General features: G+C 49.0%; 15 protein-coding genes, 1 tRNA gene and 1 pseudogene. 4 read left to right on the plus strand and 13 right to left on the minus strand.

Going from position 1 to position 23,245, the window contains the following annotated elements; all coding sequences use genetic code 11:
- Window positions 1–2: 2 nt before the first annotated feature.
- Window positions 3–386: pseudogene (locus RDN79_RS15180) on the plus strand (alpha/beta hydrolase); the annotation flags it as partial.
- A 222-nt stretch (window positions 387–608) separates the two neighbouring features.
- On the opposite strand, the gene RDN79_RS15185 reads toward RDN79_RS15180, so the two are convergent.
- The 3 genes from RDN79_RS15185 to RDN79_RS15195 all read right to left on the minus strand — a co-directional run bounded on the left by RDN79_RS15185 (window position 609) and on the right by RDN79_RS15195 (window position 3,723).
- Window positions 609–695, minus strand: a tRNA-Ser gene (locus RDN79_RS15185).
- 128 nt (window positions 696–823) lie between these two features.
- Window positions 824–1,375 (minus strand): NADH peroxidase, encoded by a 552-nt coding sequence (locus RDN79_RS15190; protein WP_298550258.1) that lies wholly within the window; start codon window positions 1,373–1,375, stop codon window positions 824–826.
- A 221-nt stretch (window positions 1,376–1,596) separates the two neighbouring features.
- The gene (locus RDN79_RS15195) at window positions 1,597–3,723 is read right to left on the minus strand and encodes a S9 family peptidase (RefSeq protein WP_298550256.1); all 2,127 of its coding nucleotides are present in this window, start codon (window positions 3,721–3,723) and stop codon (window positions 1,597–1,599) included.
- Between the two features lie 85 nt (window positions 3,724–3,808).
- On the opposite strand from RDN79_RS15195, the gene RDN79_RS15200 reads away from it, so the two are divergent.
- Entirely contained in the window at window positions 3,809–4,297 is a 489-nt protein-coding gene (locus RDN79_RS15200) for an SPOR domain-containing protein (RefSeq protein WP_005640233.1), read from the plus strand.
- A 69-nt stretch (window positions 4,298–4,366) separates the two neighbouring features.
- Here the strand turns inward: RDN79_RS15200 and lepA are convergent, their stop codons facing one another.
- On the minus strand, window positions 4,367–6,154 hold the full coding sequence (gene lepA / locus RDN79_RS15205) for a translation elongation factor 4 (RefSeq protein ID WP_298550252.1): 1,788 nt from the start codon (window positions 6,152–6,154) through the stop codon (window positions 4,367–4,369).
- Between the two features lie 85 nt (window positions 6,155–6,239).
- Between lepA and RDN79_RS15210 the strand changes: the two genes are divergently transcribed.
- On the plus strand, window positions 6,240–8,417 hold the full coding sequence (locus RDN79_RS15210) for a lipopolysaccharide assembly protein LapB (RefSeq protein ID WP_298550250.1): 2,178 nt from the start codon (window positions 6,240–6,242) through the stop codon (window positions 8,415–8,417).
- Window positions 8,418–8,491: 74 nt separating this feature from the next.
- Here RDN79_RS15210 and RDN79_RS15215 read toward each other — a convergent pair whose 3' ends face one another.
- From RDN79_RS15215 to RDN79_RS15225, 3 genes are all read right to left on the minus strand, one after another.
- Entirely contained in the window at window positions 8,492–8,668 is a 177-nt protein-coding gene (locus RDN79_RS15215) for a hypothetical protein (protein ID WP_008150391.1), read from the minus strand.
- 212 nt (window positions 8,669–8,880) lie between these two features.
- Window positions 8,881–9,750: a carbohydrate kinase gene (locus RDN79_RS15220; protein ID WP_374044520.1), complete on the minus strand. Its 870-nt coding sequence runs from the start codon at window positions 9,748–9,750 to the stop codon at window positions 8,881–8,883.
- A gap of 187 nt (window positions 9,751–9,937) precedes the next feature.
- The gene (locus tag RDN79_RS15225) at window positions 9,938–12,670 is read right to left on the minus strand and encodes a substrate-binding domain-containing protein (RefSeq protein ID WP_298550243.1); all 2,733 of its coding nucleotides are present in this window, start codon (window positions 12,668–12,670) and stop codon (window positions 9,938–9,940) included.
- Window positions 12,671–12,766: 96 nt separating this feature from the next.
- Here RDN79_RS15225 and RDN79_RS15230 point away from each other — a divergent pair, with 96 nt between their 5' ends.
- On the plus strand, window positions 12,767–13,234 hold the full coding sequence (locus tag RDN79_RS15230) for a WbuC family cupin fold metalloprotein (RefSeq protein WP_298550241.1): 468 nt from the start codon (window positions 12,767–12,769) through the stop codon (window positions 13,232–13,234).
- A gap of 214 nt (window positions 13,235–13,448) precedes the next feature.
- On the opposite strand, the gene RDN79_RS15235 is transcribed toward RDN79_RS15230, so the two are convergent.
- The 6 genes from RDN79_RS15235 to RDN79_RS15260 all read right to left on the minus strand — a co-directional run bounded on the left by RDN79_RS15235 (window position 13,449) and on the right by RDN79_RS15260 (window position 22,923).
- Window positions 13,449–14,267 (minus strand): peptidylprolyl isomerase, encoded by an 819-nt coding sequence (locus RDN79_RS15235; RefSeq protein ID WP_298554894.1) that lies wholly within the window; start codon window positions 14,265–14,267, stop codon window positions 13,449–13,451.
- 20 nt (window positions 14,268–14,287) lie between these two features.
- Window positions 14,288–16,117 carry a U32 family peptidase gene (locus RDN79_RS15240; protein WP_298554891.1) on the minus strand — a complete coding sequence of 610 codons (1,830 nt, stop codon included), beginning with the start codon at window positions 16,115–16,117 and terminating at the stop codon, window positions 14,288–14,290.
- Window positions 16,118–16,228: 111 nt separating this feature from the next.
- Window positions 16,229–17,161, minus strand: coding sequence for a homoserine O-succinyltransferase (metA, locus tag RDN79_RS15245; RefSeq protein ID WP_298554888.1), 933 nt, complete (start codon window positions 17,159–17,161; stop codon window positions 16,229–16,231).
- A gap of 94 nt (window positions 17,162–17,255) precedes the next feature.
- Window positions 17,256–18,626: an efflux transporter outer membrane subunit gene (locus RDN79_RS15250; RefSeq protein WP_298554884.1), complete on the minus strand. Its 1,371-nt coding sequence runs from the start codon at window positions 18,624–18,626 to the stop codon at window positions 17,256–17,258.
- Window positions 18,627–18,631: 5 nt separating this feature from the next.
- Window positions 18,632–21,760 (minus strand): efflux RND transporter permease subunit, encoded by a 3,129-nt coding sequence (locus RDN79_RS15255; RefSeq protein WP_298554881.1) that lies wholly within the window; start codon window positions 21,758–21,760, stop codon window positions 18,632–18,634.
- Window positions 21,757–22,923 (minus strand): efflux RND transporter periplasmic adaptor subunit, encoded by a 1,167-nt coding sequence (locus RDN79_RS15260; protein WP_298554879.1) that lies wholly within the window; start codon window positions 22,921–22,923, stop codon window positions 21,757–21,759. The genes RDN79_RS15255 and RDN79_RS15260 overlap by 4 nt, the downstream gene beginning before the upstream one ends.
- Between the last annotated feature and the right edge of the window lie 322 nt (window positions 22,924–23,245).

Here is a 23,245-nt window from a genome sequence, read left to right on the forward strand (position 1 = left end):
ATTATGAGCGTGATGGTGGTGTCATAGACCCCGTACCCAACGATGCTCCACTTTTCGTGCGTCAGTATCACGACTACTATAAGACGAAACGGGGCTATCACCGCCGTTCACCTAATTCCAACGAGGGGATTAACAAAACAGCAACATTGTCGTTCGCCAATATGCCGATTCTCACGTATATAGACGAAATCCGCAGTGCCGTACTGTTGATACATGGCGAAAAGGCACATTCCCGTTATTTCAGCGAGGACGCCTTTAAGAAACTGAAAGGCAACAACAAAGAACTGTTGATTATTCCTAATGCGAACCACACGGATTTATATGATAATCTGACCATAATTCCTTTCGACAAGATAGAGATATTTTTCAAAAACGCTTTTAGGTAAAATAATCTCACAGTAAGTCTTAGTAGCCCATTTGTCTATTTGACTTTTAGGCTATTGTTTATATAACGGTAGGGAATAGGTAACGATTTAGTAACGAAACTATGTCTTTTCAAGTCCTTTTGTTGTCTTGGGAACAAGACTTATAGACAATAAAAAAACCTACAAATCGCTGATTTGCAGGTTTTTGCCCGCTTACTATCCTGTTTTGTCCAGTAGGTTCAGCGGAAAGCGAGGGATTCGAACCCCCGGTACAGTTACCCGTACACCGCATTTCGAGTGCGGCCCAATCGACCACTCTGGCAGCTTTCCTTAGGTCGTCATTTGCGAGTACAAATGTAGGGAAAATTTAATTCCGTTGTCCTTTCAAGAGAATTTTTTTCCAATAAAAAAGGCATTCTCCCAGAAGAATGCCCTTTCCTTGTTAACGAATTTGCGAATTATTTGAAATAACGGTTGTATAAACCTTCAAAACCTTTGCCGTGGCGAGCTTCGTCCTTACACATTTCGTGAACAGTGTCGTGGATAGCGTCCAGGTTTAATTGTTTTGCACGGGTGGCAATGCGTTTCTTGTCTTCACAAGCACCGCATTCAGCGTCTTTACGTTTTTCCAGGTTTGTTTTCGTGTCCCAAACAACATCCCCCAGCAGTTCGGCAAACTTAGCTGCGTGTTCAGCCTCTTCCCAAGCATAGCGTTTGAATGCTTCAGCCACTTCAGGATAGCCTTCGCGATCAGCCTGGCGACTCATAGCCAAATACATACCGACTTCAGTACATTCGCCCATGAAATGTGCATTCAAATCTTTAATCATTTCTTCATCACAACATTTAGCTACACCGATCACGTGTTCATCGGCAAAAGCCAGTGCACCGGTCGTTTCTACCATTTCTTTAAATTTACTCTTCGGCTGCTTGCATTGAGGACAGAATTCAGGAGCTTCATCACCTTCGTGTACATAACCGCATACTGTGCAAATCCATTTCTTTTTCATCTTTGTAAAATTTTTATTGGTTGTATAATCGTAAAATTAATTGTAACATTCGTTATCTGTTCTTTGCAAATGTAGAGAAACATTCTAAAACAAGCCCTACAAAAACTCATAAATTTATTCTATCTGCTAATTGATAAAAACTATCCATACACTTGCAAAGAATCAAGATACCAATTGGACAGGCAGGACAGTCCGTCACACGATATCGGTACAAAAGGGCCTCATTTCTTCAACCACATATCCAGCCATTCAAAGAATGTACGCTGCCAGAGCACGCCATTCTGAGGTTTCAGCACCCAATGGTTTTCATCGGGATAGATCAGCAACTCAGCCGGAACGCCTCGAAGGACGGCCGCATTAAACGCCGCCATACCCTGGTTGGCCAGAATACGATAATCCTTTTCACCGTGTATGCAGAGGATCGGAGTATCCCACTTATCGACAAACAGGTGCGGGGAGTTGGCAAACGTACGTTGTGCCGTCGCATTCCGCTTTTCCCAGTAAGCGCCGCCCATATCCCAATTGGCAAACCACATTTCTTCTGTTTCGAGATACTGCATTTCCATATTGAAAATGCCATCGTGGGCGATAAAGGCTTTGAAACGTTTGTCGTGATGGCCGGCCAGCCAGTAAACGGAGAAACCTCCGAAGCTCGCTCCTACGCACCCCAGGCGATCGTTGTCTACAAACGGTTCTTTCGCCATCTCGTCGATAGCCGTGAAGTAGTCTTTCATACATTGCCCACCATAATCGCCACTGATCTGTTCGTTCCATTCCATACCGAAACCGGGAAGGCCACGACGATTCGGGGCAACCACGATATAGTCGTTAGCAGCCATAATCTGCATATTCCAGCGATAAGACCAGAACTGACTCACCGGACTCTGGGGACCACCTTCACAGAACAATAAGGTAGGATATTTCTTGTTCGGATCGAAGTGAGGAGGATAAATCACCCAGGTAAGCATCTGCTTGCCATCAGTCGTTTTCATCCAACGACCTTCCACTTTACCGATTTCCAACTGGTCATAGATCTGTTTGTTTTCTGTTGTCAATTGGGCAACCTTGTTATTATCAGCCAAATCGATCGAGTAGATCTCATCTCCCATGCTTAATGAATGGCGCTGCACGATCAACTTATCTTTACCTAACAAGGCTACACCGGCATAATCGTACATTCCGGAAGTAAGCGGCGTGATCTTGTTGCCATCCGTCAGATCGATCTTATATACCTGAGACTCGCCATGCCATACACCCGTAAAGTAAAGGGCCTTTGCATCTGTACTCCAGACAAACCCGTCTACGTTGGAGTCAAAATCTTTGCTGGCGAATATCTTTTCACCTGTTTCCAGATTCATGACCATCAAACGGTTCTGGTCTGACTCATAGCCGTCCCGCTCCATGCTCTGCCAAGCGATGAATTTGCCATCGGGAGAATATTGGGGATTCGTGTCATAACCCATGATGCCTTCACTGATATTGGTCGTTTTTTTCGTATTCAAGTCATATACATAAATATCGGAATTGGTAGACAATGCATATTCTTTTCCTGACTTCTTACGACTTGTATAAGCGATCTTGTCCGATGTAGTATTCCATGCCAGCTGTTCGATTCCGCCGAACGGTTTCATCGGGCTTTCAAACGGTTCGCCTTCCATAATATCGACAGGATTGCTGATTGCCTTGCCGTCAAAATCGGCCACAAAAGGATGCGGGGCCGTTGTCACCCATTCGTCCCAATGTTTGTACATCAGGTCCGTGATAATAATGCCGGTAGCCTTATCCAGGTCAGGGTATTTATCTGCCGTGCTCTTGACCGTCTTTACCTGTGAAATAAACAGGACTTTCTTTTCATCAGGAGAGAAGGCAAAACCTTCGATATCCCCGTCGTATTCGGAAAGTTGTTTGCGGTCGCTTCCATCCGGGTTCATTTCCCAAAGCTGACTGCTACCGCTTTCATTGCAAAGGAAAGCGATTTTCTTTCCACCTTTGATCCAGACGGCTTCATTTTCGGAGTAAGCCGTTTTCGTAATCTGCTTATTGTCCGTCCCGTCTGCGTTCATGACAAACACTTCACGATTACTTCTGTTTTCCGGTACGCTGTAATAAGCTACAGTATACACGACTTTCTGTCCGTCAGGAGAAACATTCATTCCTCCGATACGGCCCATTGCCCAAAGCACTTCCGGCGTCATCCGTCCGTCTTTCACTTTAATATCCGAACGCCCGATCACATTTTCGGTGTTTCCTTTCTGCTGAGGCTCACTTCCGTGCGTCTCTCCATCCCCACTACAAGCTCCAAATAATAAGGACGTTGCCATAACCATTGTTCCGATAGATTTATTCATGTAGTTTATAATATATTGTGTTTTGGGCACGAAAGTACAAAATATAATTTATATCTTTGTCCCATTAATTTAAGAACTGAACAGTATGAATAAGATTTGGTTATTTGGAGCCTCCATATGTATGGTTTTAGCATTAGGTTCATGTAAACCTAAACAAAGTGCGTATAAGGCTGCTTACGAACAAGCAAAAGAAAAAGAATCAACGGCTCCTGTCGAAGTAGTCGAAGAAGAGGAAGTGGTCGAAGAGGTAACTCCGGTGTCTAAACCGAGGACTTCCAACGTCAGTACACGTGCAGAGAGAATCAATGCCGCACAAGGTGAAGACGCGAGCAGGCTGAAACGCTACAGTGTCGTCATCGGCAGTTTCAAGAACAAAACAAATGCTTACGCTTTGAAAGAACGTATGCAGAACGACGGATATAACGCAGTTTTGGGAGAAAACGAACAAGGTATGCTTCGTGTGATCGTTGCCAGCTTTAACGACAAGGCCGATGCTGCCGACAGCCGCGATGCCATCAAAGCAAAATATGCACCGAACTTCCAAGATGCTTGGATTCTGGAAAGACAATATTAAAAATCCGATCCACGGTAATAAAAAAGGATGAATCTTTGCAGATTCATCCTTTTTTACTTGGCTCAATTCTTAATCTAATTTCAATACGGCTAAGAACGCTTTCTGCGGAACCTCGACCGTACCGATCTGTTTCATTCGTTTCTTTCCTTCTTTCTGTTTTTCGAGCAACTTACGTTTACGGGAGATATCGCCGCCATAACATTTGGCCGTCACATCTTTTCGAACGGCTTTTATCGTTTCGCGGGCGATGATCTTGGCTCCGATAGCCGCCTGGATAGCGATATCGAATTGTTGCCGAGGAATCAGTTCTTTCAGCTTTTCGCACATACGCCGGCCGAAGGTAACGCTGTTGTCCACATGAGTCAGCGTCGAAAGGGCGTCCACCGGTTCCCCATTGAGAAGAATATCCAGTTTAACCAGTTTGCTCGGACGGAAATCATGGATATGATAGTCAAAAGAGGCATACCCCTTAGATATACTTTTCAGCTTGTCGTAAAAATCGATTACGATCTCCCCCAAAGGCATATCATAATGAATCTCGACACGATCACCGGAAATGTATTCCTGCTTGATCAATATACCCCGCTTACCCAGACAAAGTGTCATGATCGGACCGATGAAAGTCGTGTTGGTAATGACAGATGCGCGGATATACGGCTCATCGATATGGTCGATCAACGTAGGATCGGGCAAACCGCTCGGATTATGCACTTCCGTACAGTTGCCTTTCTTATCATAAACCTTATAAGATACGTTAGGAACAGTCGTGATCACATCCATATTGAACTCACGGTCCAGACGTTCCTGCACGATCTCCATGTGCAGCAGCCCCAGGAAGCCGCAACGGAAACCGAAGCCCAATGCCGCCGAACTTTCCGGCTGGAAAGTCAAAGAGGCGTCGTTCAACTGGAGTTTTTCCAAAGAAGCACGCAAATTTTCGAAATCCTCGCTGTCGATCGGATAAACACCGGCAAAGACCATCGGTTTCACTTCTTCGAATCCGGCAATCGCGTCCTTCGCCGGACGGGCCACATGCGTGATGGTATCTCCGACCCGTACCTCGCGGGAAGTCTTAATACCGGAAATAATATAACCTACATCCCCGGTACGGATTTCATCACGGGGAGACATCGTAAGCTTCAATACCCCCACCTCATCGGCGTCATACTCCTTACCGGTTGCAATGAACTTGACATGGTCACCTTTACGGATCACCCCGTTTACAACTTTGAAGTAAGCAATGATGCCACGGAAGGAATTAAACACAGAGTCGAAAATCAGGCACTGCAACGGGGCTTCCGGATCGCCTTTCGGAGCCGGCACTTTTTCGACAATCGTATTTAAAATGTCGTAAACCCCTTCTCCCGTCTTACCACTGGCCCGAAGAATGTCTTCCCGCGGACATCCCAGCAGTTCGACTATCTGGTCTTCCACCTCATCCGGCATAGCGCTCGGAAGGTCTATCTTGTTCATGATCGGAATAATCTCCAAATCATTCTCGATTGCCATATACAAATTGGAAATAGTCTGTGCCTGAATGCCCTGAGCTGCGTCAATAATCAGCAAAGCGCCTTCACAAGCAGCGATCGAACGGGAGACTTCATACGAAAAGTCGACATGTCCCGGAGTATCGATCAGATTCAGGATATATTCTTCTCCTTTATAATTATACTTCATCTGAATGGCATGACTCTTGATCGTAATGCCTCGTTCACGCTCCAGGTCCATATCGTCCAGAACCTGCGCCTGCAAATCTTTACCTTCTACTGTCTTGGTATACTCAAGCAAACGGTCGGCCAAAGTACTTTTACCATGGTCAATATGGGCAATAATACAGAAATTGCGGATATTCTTCATCTGCTAAATTTATTTAGGTGTGCAAAGATATAAAATTCAGGCTGAATTGTTATACTTTTGGCATACTATTTGTTATTAATAATCTATGACACTACAAGAAATAAACAAAGCATACAACCGCATAGTCGGTTCGTTGGACAGTAAAGAATTAAAGAATGCTTTCGATTCCTTACAGGCTCTTATTGCAGGAAGCCGCGAATATACTTTTCAGGACAAGTTGAACGAACTGCAGGATACCTACAAGTATATGTTGCGTTATCGGATTGAAGGAGCAAAGGACCCGATGCAGGAACAAATATACAACAATTTACAGGCATCGACCTATGAACTGGCCGATTCGGTCAAGCAGAAAGCATTGGCAGTAGAATCTCCCCTATCCTATTATAGCCGCCGAAGAAGTCTGAACATACAGCCGCCTCTCACTTACAAACAACTGCACGACCAACTGGTGTTGGAACATGAAGCCGGGAAACACAAAGAGAGCGATGCATTCAATATTCTTATCTTCAATAAAATATGGGTATCATCTTTTCTGAAGAAAGAGGAGGCTGAAGATATCCGCGGCATGTTCCAGGACCATGCACTGCCTTTTACAACCGGTAGCCTGATTGTTTCCGCCTTGATGTTAGGATTGCAAGAGGCGTTCGACAAAGAAAAGATGCTTTTACTGTTCGACGCTGCCAACCATCCGGACGAAGAGGTCAAAGTCAGGGCATTGATTTCAATCCTGATCACTTTATATACATATAGGAAACGGACCGACTTATACCCGCAGATAGCCAACCGGCTGGCCGCATTGGCCGAAGTTCCGGGGTTCACCAAGACGATCCGCACAATCATCCTGCGCTTCATCTTAGCCCGTGAGACGGAAAAGATCACACGTAAAATCCAGGATGAGATTATTCCGGAAATGATGAAACTAAGTCCGAAGATCAGCAATAAAATCAATCTGAAAGATCTCACGCCTGAGGATATGGTAAACGAAGAGATGAACCCGGAGTGGGAAAACTTTTTCTCGGACAACAACCTCGGCAAAAAGATGGAAGAGTTCGGAGAACTTCAACAGGAAGGGGCCGACGTCATGCATTCGACCTTCGTCCATTTGAAGAACTTTCCCTTTTTCCGCGAACTAAGTAACTGGTTGCTCCCGTTCACAATCGAACATTCTTCTTTCGACGATCAATTCACTTCGGACAACCAAGCTGAAAAGCAGATGCTCGACTCCATGACACTGGCGGCCTTCATGTGCAACTCAGATAAATACTCTCTTTATTTCAGCATGATGCAATTGCCCAAAGAGGCCCGGAAGATGATGATGAACCAGTTCGACAGCCAGGCCACGGAAATGATCCAGCAGAATAAAGAAGAACTGATCAGCAAGCGCGGAAAGCAAGATACGATTATCGGTCAATACATACAAGACCTCTACCGTTTCTTCAAGCTATATCCGGGCCATCTGGATTTTACGGATATCTTCACCATGCCGTTCGACTTCCACAACCTTGCCATTCTACGTCCTTATATATCGGATAAAGAAAGCCTTACGACCATTGCTGAATATTACCTCCGCAAAAACTATTTCAGCGATGCACTGACCATATTCAACCAGTTGGCGGAAACGGATCAGGATAGCGACATCCTTTTCCAGAAGATCGGCTATTGCAAGCAAATGGAAGGTGATTTGAAGGGCGCACTGGACGCCTATCTGCACGCAGACCTGCTGAACACCGAAAGCAAATGGGTAATCCGGCGAATCGCCGGCTGCTACCGTTCACTGAAACAGCCGGAAGAAGCGCTGAAATACTATCGCCGGTACGAAGCATTAAACCCGGACAATTTGTCGGTTCAAATCAGCATCGGCCATTGCCACCTCGAACTGAAGGATTATAACGAAGCGTTGAAATGCTTCTTCAAAGTCGATTACCTGGATAGCAAAAGCCACAAGGCATGGCGGCCTATCGCATGGTGTTCTTTCCTGACGGGAAAATACGACCAGGCACGGAACTACTATAAAAAGATACTGGATAACCAACCCAACGCACAAGACCTGCTGAACGCAGGGCATACCGAATGGGCATTGCAGAATATCAAAGGCGCGCTTACCTATTACCAACAGGCTGTACAAATGGAAAACGGCAACTACCCTAAGTTCCAAGAACAGTTCAGTCAGGACGTTGCGGACCTGTTGATCGCCGGTATCGAAGAAGCCGAAGTAGCCCTGATGCTGGACCAGTTAAGATATAAAATAGAAGGAGCTATTTGAGAGTTGAAAATGGAAAATGGAAAATTAGTTACAGATGTAATTTTCAATTCTCCATTTCCAATTTTCAGTTTCCTTTATCCTCTGCTTCCGAGGCTATCCGTATCGGGATTAAGTTCTTTGACGGCATCCTTCACCTCTTTTTCACCTATCGGATAGGTGACGGCCACTTGTTGCACGGGATATTCTTCTTTCTCCCTGTCTGACGCTTTCGATTCGGCGTTCTCCGGAATTTTGGTAAAATCTTTGTCCATATCATTCACTATTTATGTTTCTATAAATAATCAACAATAAAAATGGCCCGGAAGTTCCGAGCCATTCAATCAACCAAAACAAAAAAACCTAAAAACCTTAAATCAACCATCTTTTTCTTTTTGTTCTACTCTACGTTAAGGTTTCCCATTACTAAACAATCTTTCTAACCTAAAAACCAAACCTACCAATGTATCTATATTTCCCAAGTTTCTTATTCCTCGTATGCCGGCCATGCCCCCTCTTTCGTGCAGACATAAGCGGCTGTGCGGACGGCAAATTCATGCGCTTCCCTTAGCGAAGCCCCTTTTAGCAGCGAAATGACCAGTGCACCGGAGAAAGCATCACCCGCCCCAACCGTATCCGCCACCTGCACTTCCGGGGTCTGCAAAGTCGATTCTTCATCAGCGGTATATATCGTACTGTAAGCACTTCCGGCAGTCAACACCACCAAACGGAGATTATAGCGTTCCATAAACCAATGCGCCGCCTCCCTGTCCGTTCCTTCCAAATGAAACATATCCCGCAAGACGAGCAATTCACCGTCATTCACTTTCAATACATTTGCCAGATAGAGCGATTCTTCGATCAACTCTTTCGTATAATACTGCTGGCGCAAATTGATGTCGAAGCAACGATAAGCATCGTCCGGGGCGAAAGAAAGAATCGCCTGTATCGTCTCTCTCGACTGAGCGGAACGCTGTCCCAACGTACCGAAGCAAATGGCATCCGCCCGTTCAGCCAGATCGATCGCGTTCGATGTCGGTGAAAGATGATCCCAAGCTACACGTTCATTAATCATGTAGTCAGGGACGCCATTCTGCAAAGTCACCTGTACCGTTCCGGTCGGATAAGGGACTTTCTCGATCAGATACCGGATCGAATTATTATCCAGCTCTTCGAGGATTTCATGTCCCAACCCGTCGTCTCCCACGGCGCTGATAGCATATCCTTCCGCTCCCAACCGTGAAGCATGGTAGACGAAATTGATAGGAGCGCCGCCTGCTTTCTTTCCCGTCGGCAGCATGTCCCACAGGAGTTCCCCTATTCCTACCACGACCGGTTTCTTATTGTTGCTTTGCATTTGTTTCATTATAGTGTATTTGACAAGGATAATTCCGTTTTCCACGATGCAAAGATAGGGACCGGTGGCGGACGCGACGATAACAAATGCTACAGGATTGATAACACTTGTTACATAATGCACTTATTTTCACGTTACATGCGCAGATGTTACATAAATGTAACGAGCGTTATCAAAGGGAAAGATCTTATTCTTTTTCCAGATACTCTGTCGGAGTGATATTATAAACGGCTTTAAAACATTTCGAGAAATAGGCAGGCGAACCGAAGCCCGTCGCATAAGCCACCTCGTTCACATTTCCGGCTTTCCGGCGGAGCAAGGCGGCGGCCTTCTTCAAACGGTAGTTACGCAGGAAATCGGTCGGCGTCACTCCGGCAAGCTCCTTCACTTTCCGGTACAGGTGCACGCGCGACAAGCCCAACTTCTCACTTCCTTTCTCAATGCTGAACTCCGGGTCGGCATACGACTCTTCGATCAGTTTCAAGAAACGATTCATAAAAAGATCGTCCATGCTTTCCGCTTTTTCCTCCTTCACGGAGACGGCAGGCGAGGAAGCGTTGCGAGCATACGCCTCGCGCAACCGGGCACGGTCTTCCAACAGCTTGATGATGCGCAATTTCACGATCTCTATGTTAAAAGGCTTCCGGATATATGCATCCGCACCGCTGGCAGCCCCGTACATCTGCTGCTTGTCGTCGGACAAGGCTGTCAACAGCATAACCGGAAGATGGCTCAGGACAATATCCGACTTAATCTTGCGGCAAAGGTCGAAACCGTTCATCTCCGGCATCATCACATCGCTGACAACCATCGAAACCTCTTCGTTCATCAACACCTCCAAAGCCTTCACGCCGTTATCGGCAACCAACACATGGAAGTTCTGTTTTAATTCCGCCTGCAAATACCCCTGTATATCGGGATCGTCCTCTACGATCAGGACCGTATAGTCGTAAGTGCGGTTCAACGCCTCCTGCAATTCGTCCGTGTTCAGGTTGGCGACACCGCTGGAAAGCTCGGTCACGGAAAGATCGAACGTACAGGATTCGTCAAAATGGGATTTCCCTTTCAAGAAGACGACCGTAAAGATGGTACTCTTATGCGGAACACTCGCCACCCGGATGGTACCTTTGTGCATGTGGACGAACTCGCGCGTCAGGTGCAAGCCGATCCCCGTCCCCGTCACATAATTCTGGTCGCCGGTAAAGAAGCGGTCAAAGACGGAAGCAATGTTCTCCGGCGGAATGCCCTTGCCATCATCTTCGACAGAAAGCTCGACCCGGTCGCCTTCCTCCTTCAGCCGGACCGTGATCGCACCTCCGTCCAGCGTGAACTTGAAAGCGTTGGACAAGAGGTTGGCCAGGATCTTCTCCATCTTGTCCCTGTCCACCCATACATTGACAGAAGGACAATCATGCTCGAACGTGAAATGAATCTGCTTGGCGGCAGCCATCGTATCGAAACAAGATTTCACTTCCGCCACAAAAGCGACTAAATCCACCTCACTGACCCGCATATTCATCTTATTGCTCTCCACCTTGCGGAAATCGAGCAACTGGTCCACCACCCTCTTCAACCGCTCCGCATTTTTCCGGATAATACGGATATCGTCTGCCAACGAAGAACCTTCGGGCGCCTCTTTCGACAGCTTGCCGAGCGGACCGAGGATAAGCGTCAGCGGCGTCTTGATCTCGTGCGTGATATTGGTAAAGAATTGAAGTTTCTGAGCCGTCGACTTCTCGATATAGCGGTTCGCCTCGGCCAATTCCTCTTTTTGCCGCTGTACCTGCAAGTTCGTGCGTTTCAGTTCGCGGTTCTTCCGCTTCACCGTCCGGTTCACATGGATCACATACAAGGCGGACAAGAGCAACAGCCCCATCAGCAAAAGGATGATGCCGACGGAGTTTTGGAGGAACGTATATTTGGAAAGCATGCTCTCCAGGTTCTCCCGTTGCAACTCGATCTGATGCTGGTAGTCGACCACCTGTTCGGACTGGATGAACAGCGTCCCGGCATTGTTCTTATCGATCAAGGCGGAAGAGAGTAAATATTGCCGGGGCACCTCTTCCCCGTTCAATATCTGCATGGCAACACGGATGGCCAGGCTTCCGCCCGTCGGATACAGGATCGAAGCGGCCAATATCCCGTGCATGACGGCTTCCAGCCCCGAACCGTGTCCCGAAACGGCATCGATCCCCACAAAGCGAATCCGGTCCGCCAAACCGGGATGCTTCTTTTCGATTGCCCTGCGGGCAGCCATTGCCATCACGTCGTTATGGGCGAAGACAACATCCACCTCCTCCAGCGAATCCATTTCAGCAATCTCCTTCTCCACCGTTTCCGGCTTCCATTTCCCGAATATTTCCTTCACCTTGATGCGGGAGTTCAAGACATCCGTAAAACCACGATGGCGCTCCTGTGCCGGAGAAGAGCCGGACAAGCCCCATACTTCCAGCACGGTGGGATATTTTTCTTTCACCTGGCGGTTCACGAAAAAGCCGGCTTGGCGGCCGATCTCGTAATTGTTGCCGCCGATATAAGTCGTATATTCGTCCGAACTGATCTTGCGGTCTATCAGGATAGTCGGGATGCCGGCACGGTAGGCCTCGATCGCAACAGGCGTGACAGGTTCCGATTCGTTGGCCGAGATAATCAGCAGATCGACCTTCCGTTTTATCAGGCCGCGTATCTGCTCCACCTGCAACAAGCTGCTGTCCGCAGCATCCTCGACCAACAGGGAGACGGCCGGATATTCGGAGGCCTGTACTTTCATATCCAGCAACATCGACTTGCGCCAGGAGCCTTCAAGCGTACACTGCGAGACGCCAATAACATACTCTTTCTTCTCCGAATCTGTTTTGCAGGAAAAACAGAATGCCAGAAGCAAGGCCAGTAGAGCGTAATAAGTCAGAGCAGGTTTCATTCTGTTTTATTTACAGGTTTCTGCAAATGTACGGAGAAATGGCATACCAGCCAATATTTATTTTGTACATTCGTCCCCCGGTAATCAATTATTCGCATGAAGATCATAAACGAAGCTCTATTGGACGAAACGACCGGGCGTGCCAAACAGTCGCCCCGGTTACGCATGAACTACAACTTTCACGAGCGCTTGGACGATCCCGTCAACCGCTTGCTCAATGCCTTGGAACCGGGAACCTACCTCCGCCCGCACCGCCACCTGAACCCTGAAAAGGACGAGATATTCCTCCTGCTACGCGGTCGCATTGCTGTTTTCCTCTTCGATGACGAAGGGAAAATCACCGAAACGCAGATACTCGATCCGAAAGAAGGTGTCTACGGCGCCGAAATAAAGGCGGGGACATGGCACGGCCTCTTGGTTCTGGAATCCGGCTCCGTCATCTATGAGATCAAGCAAGGGCCGTTCGCTCCGCTCGCTCCGGAGAATTTCGCTCCCTGGAGTCCGGCTCCGGAAGAGACGGAAGAGGTGGAAAAATACATGGGACTATTAAGGAAAGAAGCATAGCCTTGCACTGCCATCCGGTTTCCCTAAGAAGAAACTTTTGTTTCATGCAAGGGAAACTTTTGTTTCATGCAAGGGAAACTTTTGTTTCATGCAAGGGAAACTTTTGTTTCATGCAAGGGAAACTTTTGTTTCATGCAAGGGAAACTTTTGTTTCATAGGCATGAAACTTCTTTCCCATGCCTATGAAACTGTCGTCGGATGCCTATCGGCTCCTTTATTTCTGGAATACTTTTGTCGAACGGATCACGACGTCTTTCACCGGGCGGTCGTTCTTGTCCGTCTTGACAAGCGACATCTTCTCGACTATATCGAAGCCGTCCACCACTTCGCCGAAGATCGTCACCGAGCCGTCGAGATGCGGAACGCCTCCGACAGTCTTGTAGATCTCGCGGCGGTCGGCAGGAATCGTATAATATCCCAGCACTTCGAGCGTATCTTCCAACATGACGAGCGCCCGGTTCTCCAACTCCGTCTTCATCGAGTCGGCAGCCAAGGAGGGTTCCTGCTTCTTCAAACGATCCTGGAATCTATAGAACAGCCAGTTACGACGTATCTCGTTGATGCGGGCTTCTTTCTGCGCCAGCTCTTCATCCGTCAACTTCTTTCCCTGCACGAAGCAGAATTGCGTGCCGGCGGAGGCACGTTCGATATTCACATCGTCGGTTTCCTTCGCGTCGATCAAAGCGCCACGCTTATTAAAATGATGGGGCAATATCTCGGCAGGAACGGTATAGCCGCCGTCGCCATCGCCATAAAGCACATGAGGCTCATGCGCTTTGCTGGCCGGATCGCCACCCTGTACGACAAAGTCCTTGATGATGCGGTGGAACAGCATCCCTTCATACTCGCCGGACCGGCAAAGCCGGATGAAGTTATCACGATGCAAAGGCGTATCGTCGTAAAGCAGGACGGTCACATCTCCCATCGAAGTGCGGACGGTCACATACACCGGCTTCTCCGGATCCAACGGCTTCTCCTTGCAGGAGATAAAAGTCAACAAAGACAAACAAAGCAACAATAATAGTGTTCTCATAACTTTCAATTTTTCAATTTTCAACTTTCGAATACCAACATCCGGCAATGCTTGCAGTCGAACTGCAACCGGAGGCGCGTATCTTTATATAACAGATAATACGGTTCCTTGTAGGGAGATTTGTTCTTCTGGTACGTAGGACACCATCCCATGCTGTAGCGCAGGCAGTGTCGGGCAAACATCAGCGGAACATCTTTTCGGGGAGACAGTTCGAACGCCGGTTCGATCTGTTCCACCCCGTGATCCCGGTAGAACGAACGGGCTTTCCCGTTGGCGACATTCCCCAAATAAGTCAGGTTGCGTTCGGGGAAAGGCGCCGGATCGGACGGCTGCACACGTTTCGCTATCTCACGGGGATAACGGGCGCGGTGTACTTCCAACAGCTTCTCCACTCCTCTACGGCGCATGTCGGCGAGCAGGGAAGAGGGAACGAACCAGTTTTCAGATAGACCGACCACAACCTCCAATGCTTCGAAAGGCGTATTCCCAAACCTGGAGAGCTGTGTCCGGATATTATCCTGCTGTTCACGCCGGGCCGGCTCTTTTGCGAACGGCTCGGTCAGCATGATCCGTGCGCCTGTCTCGTCCTCCATAGAGAGCGTGAAGCCGAAGGGATTGTCCAAGAACTCGACCTTCACGGACAACTTGCGTTCGGCGGAAGGCTTGGCAAGCAGTTTGTCAAATGACTGGTCGAAATTGCGGTAAAGCGGAGTCTTGGGTGCAAGCTGCGGCATGTCCAAGGGGAACACCCGGTTTGCTTCCACCCGGTTTACGCGGAAGCCCTCCAACTCTCCTTTTTTATTGAAGAAGACAAGCCCGTCTCCATTGTTCAACTGCTTCAAGCCGGCCACGGTAAAGGAATTGCCTTTGATCTCCTTGACCGTTCCGACAGGTTCGCCGAGCGATTTAGGCGTATCGAAAGCGGTAATATCCGCCGTCCGTCCCTCCAAAAAGAACGGAGTGAAGCCGCGGTTAAAACTCTTTTCGGCTGCCGGCTCGAACGTATAAGTGCTTCGCCCGGCAGAGGCACGGCGGTATTCCGGACGGCGGGACAGGACGGCGTCCAACTTCTTCCGGTAATAAGCCGTGACATTCTTGACATAGTCGACATCTTTCAGCCGCCCTTCGATCTTGAGGGAAGAGACACCCGCGTCCAACAGGGCTTCCAGCTGGTCGGAACGGTTCATATCCTTGAGCGAAAGCAGGTGTTTACGGGTGACGATCTCCGTCCCCGCCGCATCGACCATCGTATAGGGCAGGCGGCAGTATTGGGCGCATTCCCCGCGGTTGGCGCTACGTCCGCTCAGGGCGGCGCTCAGGTAACATTGTCCGCTATAACTGACGCAGAGGGCGCCGTGAACGAATACTTCCAGCGGAACGGTAGTCGCTTCCGCGATCCGGCGGATCTCGTTCAGCGAGAGCTCACGTGCTAAGACTACCTGCGTAAAGCCGGCGGCTTCGAGGAAGCGGACCTTTTCCGGCGTGCGGTTGTCCGTCTGCGTGCTGGCGTGAAGCGGGATAGGCGGCAGGTCCAGCCGGGTAATTCCCATGTCCTGGACGATCAGGGCATCCGTTCCGGCACGCCAGAGGTCCCAGATCATCCGTTCGGCTTCTTCCAGTTCCTCTTCTTTCAGGATCGTGTTGAGCGTAACGTAGATGCGGGCGCCATACAGGTGAGCATACTCGCAAAGCTCGCGTATGTCTTCCAAAGAGTTGCCGGCAGCGGCACGCGCACCGAACTTGGGTGCACCGATATAGACGGCATCGGCGCCGTGATTAATCGCTTCAATCCCGCAAGTAAGATCCTTTGCAGGAGAAAGAAGTTCTATAAGACGGGGTTTAGTTTGCATGATGTTGTTTCAAAGTGAATCTCTTTTAGGCACGGATTTCGCGGTTTCAATAAATGTCTTACTGCGTAATCCGTGAAATCCGTGCCTAAAAGAGTAGTCCTAATAGATTAATTATAGACCACCGAGGTTCCTGATGTCTTCGATGCGGAACGGGGTTTCCTGATAGACATAGTAGTTCAGCCAGTTGGTGAACAGCAGATTGGCATGGCCGCGCCAACGGACCACCGGACCGAGGGCCGGATTGTTATTCCGGTAATAGTTGCGGGGGACAGAGATAGGCAATCCCTTGTTCACATCGCGCATATACTCGTCGTTCAGCGTGTAAGGCGAATATTCGGAATGGCCGGTGATAAAGAACTCGCGTCCTCCACGCGCCATCGCCATGTACACGCCTGACTCTTCGCTCTCGGACAGCAGCGTCAGTTCGGGCACTTTCATCACATCCTCGCGGCGGATCTCCGTATGGCGGCTGTGCGGCACATAGAACTCGTCGTCGAAACCGCGGAAGATCGGGACATAGGGTTCGCGCAACGTATGGCGGAACACGCCGAACATCTTGGCAGGCAGATCGTATTTGGGCACGCCGTAGAAATGGTATAACCCGGCCTGCGCCGCCCAGCATATATATAAGGTAGACGTGACATGCGTACGCGCCCAATCGAATATCTCGGTCACTTCCTCCCAATAGTTCACTTCCTCGAAAGGCATCTGCTCTACCGGGGCGCCGGTGATAATCATGCCGTCGTAGAAATCATCCTTCATCACGTCGAAGTCTTTATAAAACTCCTGCATGTGTTCGATCGGCGTGTTCTTGGGAGTATGGCCCTTTATCTTCATAAAGTCAAGCTCCACTTGCAGGGGCGTATTGCTCAGGAGGCGGACAAGGTCTGTCTCCGTCGTGATCTTCAACGGCATCAGGTTCAGTACAACTACACGTAGCGGACGAATGTCCTGTTCAGACGCACGCAACGAGTCCATCACAAAAATGTGCTCTTTCTTCAACAGCTCAACGGCTGGTAAGTTCTTCTGTAGGTTTAAAGGCATCTTCTTTCCTTGATTATGTATACAGAGCACAAAGATAATGAGATTTTTTCAGTGTCTTTGCTTTCGTAAAACATATGATAACAAGAATACGGACTTATTCCCAACCGCCTCCTAACGCCTTATAAAGGTAGACCGTCGACAGCAGTTCGTCCAGCATCGCCTTGTTCAGGCTGAGTTGCGCTTCGAGCAAACCACGCTGGGCGTCGAGCACGTCCATGTAGCTGGTGACACCGTTGATGTACTGCAATTGTGCCAACTGAAGATAGGTATCGGCAGCATCGAGCAATTTCTCGTATGACAGGCGCACTTCCTTTGCCTTGCGGATCGTGACGATGGCATTGTTCACCTCCTTGAAAGCGCCGAGCACACTTTTCTGGTAGTTATAGACTTCTTGTTCATAGCGGGCGCGGGCGGCTTTCAGTTTTGCCTTGTTCTTACCCATAGCAAACAACGGTTGCAATAAATCGCCCGCAAGGAACCAGGCAGGGCTCTTGATGAAATTCGTCAATTCCTCGTTTTCAAAGCCAAGATTGCCGGTCAGGCTGATCTTTGGGAAAAGATCGGTCTGTGCCACCCCAACCTTGGCATTCGCTTCGCGCAGTTTCTGTTCGGCCTGCCGCATGTCCGGACGCCTTTCAAGCAAGGAAGAGGGTAAACCGACCGGCAATGTTTCCGGTAAATGCTGTTCGCGCAGAGGCAATCCGCGCGGGATATCTCCCGAATACTGTCCGAGCAGGAAAGAGAGGTCGCTCTCCTTGATCTTGATCTTTCGTTCGATTGCGGGGAGCAAGGTTTCCGTACGGGCCAGCTCCACCTGCGCCTGGCTGTAGGAGGTCTCGGAAGTCAGACCGCCTTCGAAACGCAATTTGGCCAGGCGGACACCTTCGCGGCGGGCAGCTAACGTATGGCGCACGATGTCCTGCTCCTGGTCGAGCGCACAAAGTTCGTAATAAGCGGCAGCCACTTCGGCAACCAACGTCATCTGCAAGGCGCGACGCGCTTCCACCGATTGCAGGTAAGCGGCAATCCCTGCTTCGTTTGCCCAGCGGAGGTTACCCCACAGGTCCAATTCCCACGCAAGAGTCAGCTTGGCTCCATATTCGGGATCGGGTTTCGGATTGTCGCCTCCGTAGTTCAGGCGTTCCCTCTGCCCGTATATCCGGGCTCCTATTTCCGGGAACTGGTCGGCAAAGGTGATCCGCTTCGTGGCGATCATCTCCTTGATCTTCGCCGCAGCGATCTTCATGTCTTTATTATTATCGAGAGCGATGGTGATCAAACGCTGCAAAGTCGTGTCGGCATACAGGCTTTGCCAAGGGATGCTGTCGATCGAAGCGGTATCCGCCCCTGCCATAATCTCTTCCGGAAGGTTCAGTTCCGGGCGGGCATACTTCTTGCCGATCTTGCAGGAAGAAAGCGCGAGCGTAAGGAACAAAACCGCAAAAATATAGATGTCTCGTTTCATTCTGATTATTTGCTTGTTGTTCGACGAAGAATACGTTCCATTCTGACTTTACCCTTTATCTTGTAAATCAAGACAAAGAAGAAGGGAACCAAAACGATCCCGACTGTGATGGCGACCAGCATCCCGAAGAATACGCCGGTTCCGATACTGTGGCGGGAAGCAGAACCCGGCCCGCTTGCCAATACCATCGGCAGCATTCCTAAGACGAATGCCAAGGATGTCATCAGGATCGGGCGGAAACGCATCCGGGCGGCATGAAGGGCGGCTTTGACAACCTCGACACCCGAATCGACCTGCACTTTGGCAAACTCGACGATCAGGATCGCATTCTTTGCCGCGAGGCCGATCAATGTCACCAGGCCGATCTGGAAATAAATGTCGTTGCGCAGCCCCGTCACCCATATCCCGAGGTAAGCTCCCAACGCTGCAACCGGCAATGAAAGCAGTACGGCGATCGGCACGATCCAGCTTTCATATTGGGCGGCCAAAAAGAGGAAGACGAAAAGGAAGACCAGCGCCAGCACGAATCCGGTCTGTCCGCCGGCCTTTTTCTCCTGATAGGAAAGCCCGCTCCATTCCAATCCGATGTTATCCGGCAGATGCTCGCGGGCAATCTGCTGCATGGCGGCCATCGCTTCGCCGGAGCTATACCCGGGAGCCGCAACGGCACTGATAGCGGCTGTCGTGAACATATTGAATCGTTTGATCGTTCCCGGCCCTGTCGTATAGCTGGTCGTGCCGAGTGCGGTCAACGGGACCATCGAACCGTTCTGTGCCCGGACGAAGAACAGGCCAAGATTATCACGCGTTGCTCGATATGGGGCTTCCGCCTGGATATACACCTTATAGATACGGTTGAACATGTTGAAGTCGTTCACGTAGACGGAACCTAAATAGGCCTTCATGGTCGAGAAGATATCCGTCAACGGGATACCGAGGAACTTCGCGCGGTCGCGGTCTACATTGAAGTAGAGCTGCGGTATTTCCGACTGCAAGGCGGATGAAACGCCCGTCAGTTCCGGTGCTTGCGAGGCATAGCGCATGAATGTATCGGTAGCCGCCACCAGGTTTTCCCAACTGGCATCGCCACGGGCCTCCAACTGCATTTCCAAACCTCCGCTCTCTCCTAATCCCGGAATCACAGGAGGACGGTTCAGATAGGCCAGTATCTCCGGATAATATAAGAACTCTTTACGGCATTGTTCCATTACATCCTCCACTCCCATATTGGAAGATTTGCGTTCTTCCCAAGGTTTCAGGATAACGGTCAGGGTGGAACGGCTCTGCGAAGTTCCGACACGCGTGCTGCTACCGGTCACGTTCTGCACGTATGCGACAGCCGACAGGTTTTCGATAAAAGCGATGGCACGGTCTGTGACTTTACGGGTGCGTTCCAATGTCGCTCCTTCGGGCATCACCAGTTCGACGGTAAAAAAACCTTGGTCTTCTTCAGGGATAAAGCTGGTCGGGATCATCCGGTTCAACACGAAGATAAACACGATCACCATTCCGAAACCAGCCAGGATGCGCTTCGGATTCCGAATCGCTTTTTCCAACAAATGGCCGTATTTATTATTCCCTTTGGCCAGCCAGATGTTGATCTTGCGGAAAACAATATTCTTTTTCTTCCTGTTCGGGCGCAGGATAATCGCACACATGGCAGGGCTCAACGTCAACGCAACAACCGTAGATAACAATACGGAAACTACGATCGTAATGGAGAACTGACGATACAAAGCTCCGGTAATTCCGCTCAAAAAGCTCACCGGCACAAAAACGGCTGCCAACACCATAGAGGTGGCGATCAAGGCTCCCGACAGTTCACGCATGGCTTTATGGGTAGCCTCACGTGCCCTCAGATGTTCTTCGTGCATCAGGCGCTCCACGTTTTCTACCACGACGATCGCATCGTCCACCACAATACCGATTGCCAGGATTAAGCCTAACAACGTCAGCATATTGAGCGAGAACCCCATGATCAGCATAAAACCGAATGTTCCGATCAAGGAGATAGGAACAGCGATTGTCGGGATCAGGGCCGCCCGCCAGTTCTGCAAGGACAGGAATACGACCAGTACCACCAGGAACAGGGCTTCAAACAGGGTTTTATATACCTCGTGTATAGACTGCGATATATATTCGGTTGCGTCGAAGGGAAACTTATATTCCAGTCCTTCGGGAAAGTTCCGGCTGATCTCTTTCATCGCTTCCTTTACGTTCGTAGCCACTTCCAGCGCATTGGCTCCAGGCAGCATATAGATAGCGAGGATAGCCGCATTTTTTCCGTTCAGTCCACTTTCCGTCGAGTAGGAAGAGGCTTCCAGCGAAACTCTTGCCACATCCCGAATACGGACAATAGAACCGTCCGGATTGGCACGGACTACAATATCTTCGAACTCCTTTACCGTAGACAAACGTCCTCTGGCGGTAACGGGCAGGGTGATATCGACATCCAATACGGGTTGCTTTCCCAACTCACCGGCTGCCGATTCACTGTTTTGCTCTTTCAGGGCATTCTGCAAGTCCTTTACTGTCAGTCCCATGTTTGCCAGACGATCCGGATATACCCAGATCTGCATACCATAATAACGACTACCGATATTCGAGACACGGCCTACACCGGGAATACGGCGCAATACATCCAGCACGTTAATGGTCGCAAAATTACTCAAATAGATCTCGTCGAAACGTGGGTCGTCCGATAGCAGACTTAATGTCATCAACTGGCTGGCAGATTGCTTTTCTACCGTGATGCCGTTCTGCACGACATCTGCCGGCAAACGGGATTCCGCCAGTTTCACACGGTTCTGGATCTCTACGGCTGAAAGATCCGGATTCGCATTCACATCGAATGTGACAGTGATAGTCAGACCTCCCGAATTGGAGCTGCTACTTTGCATATAAATCATACCAGGCGTACCGTTTAACTCCTGTTCAATAGGAGTCGCCACAGCTTGCGATACCGTCATGGCACTTGCACCCGGATACGAGGCGCTAATCTTCACAACCGGCGGAGTGATCTGCGGATACTGATCCACCGGCAACATTACCAACCCGATAACTCCGACAATAACAATCACCAAAGAGAGTACTGTCGAGAAAACGGGACGGTCTATAAAGAATCCCGGTTTCATTCTCCTTCCTCCTCTGCTCTTAATGCTTCAATCGCCTTATCGTCACCCGCCTGTATCGGCTGCACCAGCATACCGGGGACCAATTTATGATAGCCTTCTATTACGACTTGTTCGTTTTCACCTAATCCACGTTCTATGACGATATTGTTCCCTATTTCCGGCCCGGTCTGCACAAAACGTTTTTCCGCCACATTATCCCGGCGAACTACATAGATAAAAGCGCCTCCTTTCTCTATCGAAATAGCTTTACGGGGAACAACGATGGCACGTTCACGGACATCCAGCAAGAGTTTCACTTTTGTGAACTGCCCCGGAAGAAGTTTTTGGTTCGGGTTAGGAAGTTCTGCACGTACACCGAATGTACCGGTCTGCGGATCAACAATCGGGTCGGCAAAATCCACTATTCCTTTAACAGGGTATTCTGAATCATCGGCTAAGGTAACCGTTACAGTCGGTTGCCAGGAGCGGGACGTGTCTTGTTCTCCGAATTTAATGTTACGGCGTTCGGCACGCAAATAGTCCAGTGCCGTCATCTTAAAATCGACTAAAACAGTGTCACTCTTCACGACAGCCGCCAGTTTGGAGTTTACACCGGGACCGACCAAAGCGCCGACATCGACAAAACGTTCGCTGATATATCCGGCCAGTGGAGAGGTTACAGTTGTATAACTCAATTCAAGTTGTGCTTGGTCCAGATCGGCCTTACTCATGGCTATATCTGCTTCCGCATCTCCTAATGAAGCCAAAGCATTATCCAAATCCAACTGACTGGCAGCATGTTGTTCGTACAAAGGCTGTAGGCGTTCTACATCGCGCTTGGCTTTGGCTGCCTGTGCTTCGTTCTTTTTCAATTGCGCTTTGGCTTTCTCCACCTTTGCCTTATAAAGAGCCGAATTAATAATGAAAAGAGGTTCGTTCTGCTTCACTTCTTTTCCTTCCACAAACAACATTTTTTCCAGATAACCTTCTACACGGGCATGTATCTCCACGAACCGGGCCGCCCGGATGCGTCCTACATATTCGCCAAAAATCTGTACATCTTCCTTCGCCGGTTTATCAACAATCACAAGGGGCCTCAAAGGTTCATCCTTATGTCGGCATCCTGTTGCTAACATCATCAAGGCTAAAAACACAGCCCCTTTAGCCAATCTTTCTCCTACCATTTTCTAATATCTACAATTGACATTTAAACTTGCTATATATCTATCTCTAAATTAAGAAATGAAATAACCGTACCATTGTTTTAACCTACACGTTAAAAAACATTATATAGCTTATTATTAACGCAATACTCCGGACATGAAATAGCTTGTTATCTAAACCAGAATCCATACATGTAGAATTATTCCACACTCTTCCTAAAAAATCCACAATTATGGCGTCAAAGTGTTACCCTATACCGAAGCTCCTCCCGGGAACCGATCAAACAGCCATGCGCCCTGACAGCTGTCCATCCCTAACAAAAAAACCGACTGTTGCTTACAG

It is taken from the genome of uncultured Parabacteroides sp. (assembly GCF_902493135.1).
In the GTDB taxonomy this organism is placed as follows: domain Bacteria; phylum Bacteroidota; class Bacteroidia; order Bacteroidales; family Tannerellaceae; genus Parabacteroides.

Coding starts and splice junctions, on each gene's coding strand:
- RDN79_RS15190 (WP_298550258.1), bottom strand. CDS start 1,375: ATGAAAAAGAAATGGATTTGCACAGTATGCGGTTATGTACACGAAGGT.
- RDN79_RS15195 (WP_298550256.1), bottom strand. CDS start 3,723: ATGAATAAATCTATCGGAACAATGGTTATGGCAACGTCCTTATTATTT.
- RDN79_RS15200 (WP_005640233.1), top strand. CDS start 3,809: ATGAATAAGATTTGGTTATTTGGAGCCTCCATATGTATGGTTTTAGCA.
- lepA (WP_298550252.1), bottom strand. CDS start 6,154: ATGAAGAATATCCGCAATTTCTGTATTATTGCCCATATTGACCATGGT.
- RDN79_RS15210 (WP_298550250.1), top strand. CDS start 6,240: ATGACACTACAAGAAATAAACAAAGCATACAACCGCATAGTCGGTTCG.
- RDN79_RS15215 (WP_008150391.1), bottom strand. CDS start 8,668: ATGGACAAAGATTTTACCAAAATTCCGGAGAACGCCGAATCGAAAGCG.
- RDN79_RS15220 (WP_374044520.1), bottom strand. CDS start 9,750: ATGCAAAGCAACAATAAGAAACCGGTCGTGGTAGGAATAGGGGAACTC.
- RDN79_RS15225 (WP_298550243.1), bottom strand. CDS start 12,670: ATGAAACCTGCTCTGACTTATTACGCTCTACTGGCCTTGCTTCTGGCA.
- RDN79_RS15230 (WP_298550241.1), top strand. CDS start 12,767: ATGAAGATCATAAACGAAGCTCTATTGGACGAAACGACCGGGCGTGCC.
- RDN79_RS15235 (WP_298554894.1), bottom strand. CDS start 14,267: ATGAGAACACTATTATTGTTGCTTTGTTTGTCTTTGTTGACTTTTATC.
- RDN79_RS15240 (WP_298554891.1), bottom strand. CDS start 16,117: ATGCAAACTAAACCCCGTCTTATAGAACTTCTTTCTCCTGCAAAGGAT.
- metA (WP_298554888.1), bottom strand. CDS start 17,161: ATGCCTTTAAACCTACAGAAGAACTTACCAGCCGTTGAGCTGTTGAAG.
- RDN79_RS15250 (WP_298554884.1), bottom strand. CDS start 18,626: ATGAAACGAGACATCTATATTTTTGCGGTTTTGTTCCTTACGCTCGCG.
- RDN79_RS15255 (WP_298554881.1), bottom strand. CDS start 21,760: ATGAAACCGGGATTCTTTATAGACCGTCCCGTTTTCTCGACAGTACTC.
- RDN79_RS15260 (WP_298554879.1), bottom strand. CDS start 22,923: ATGGTAGGAGAAAGATTGGCTAAAGGGGCTGTGTTTTTAGCCTTGATG.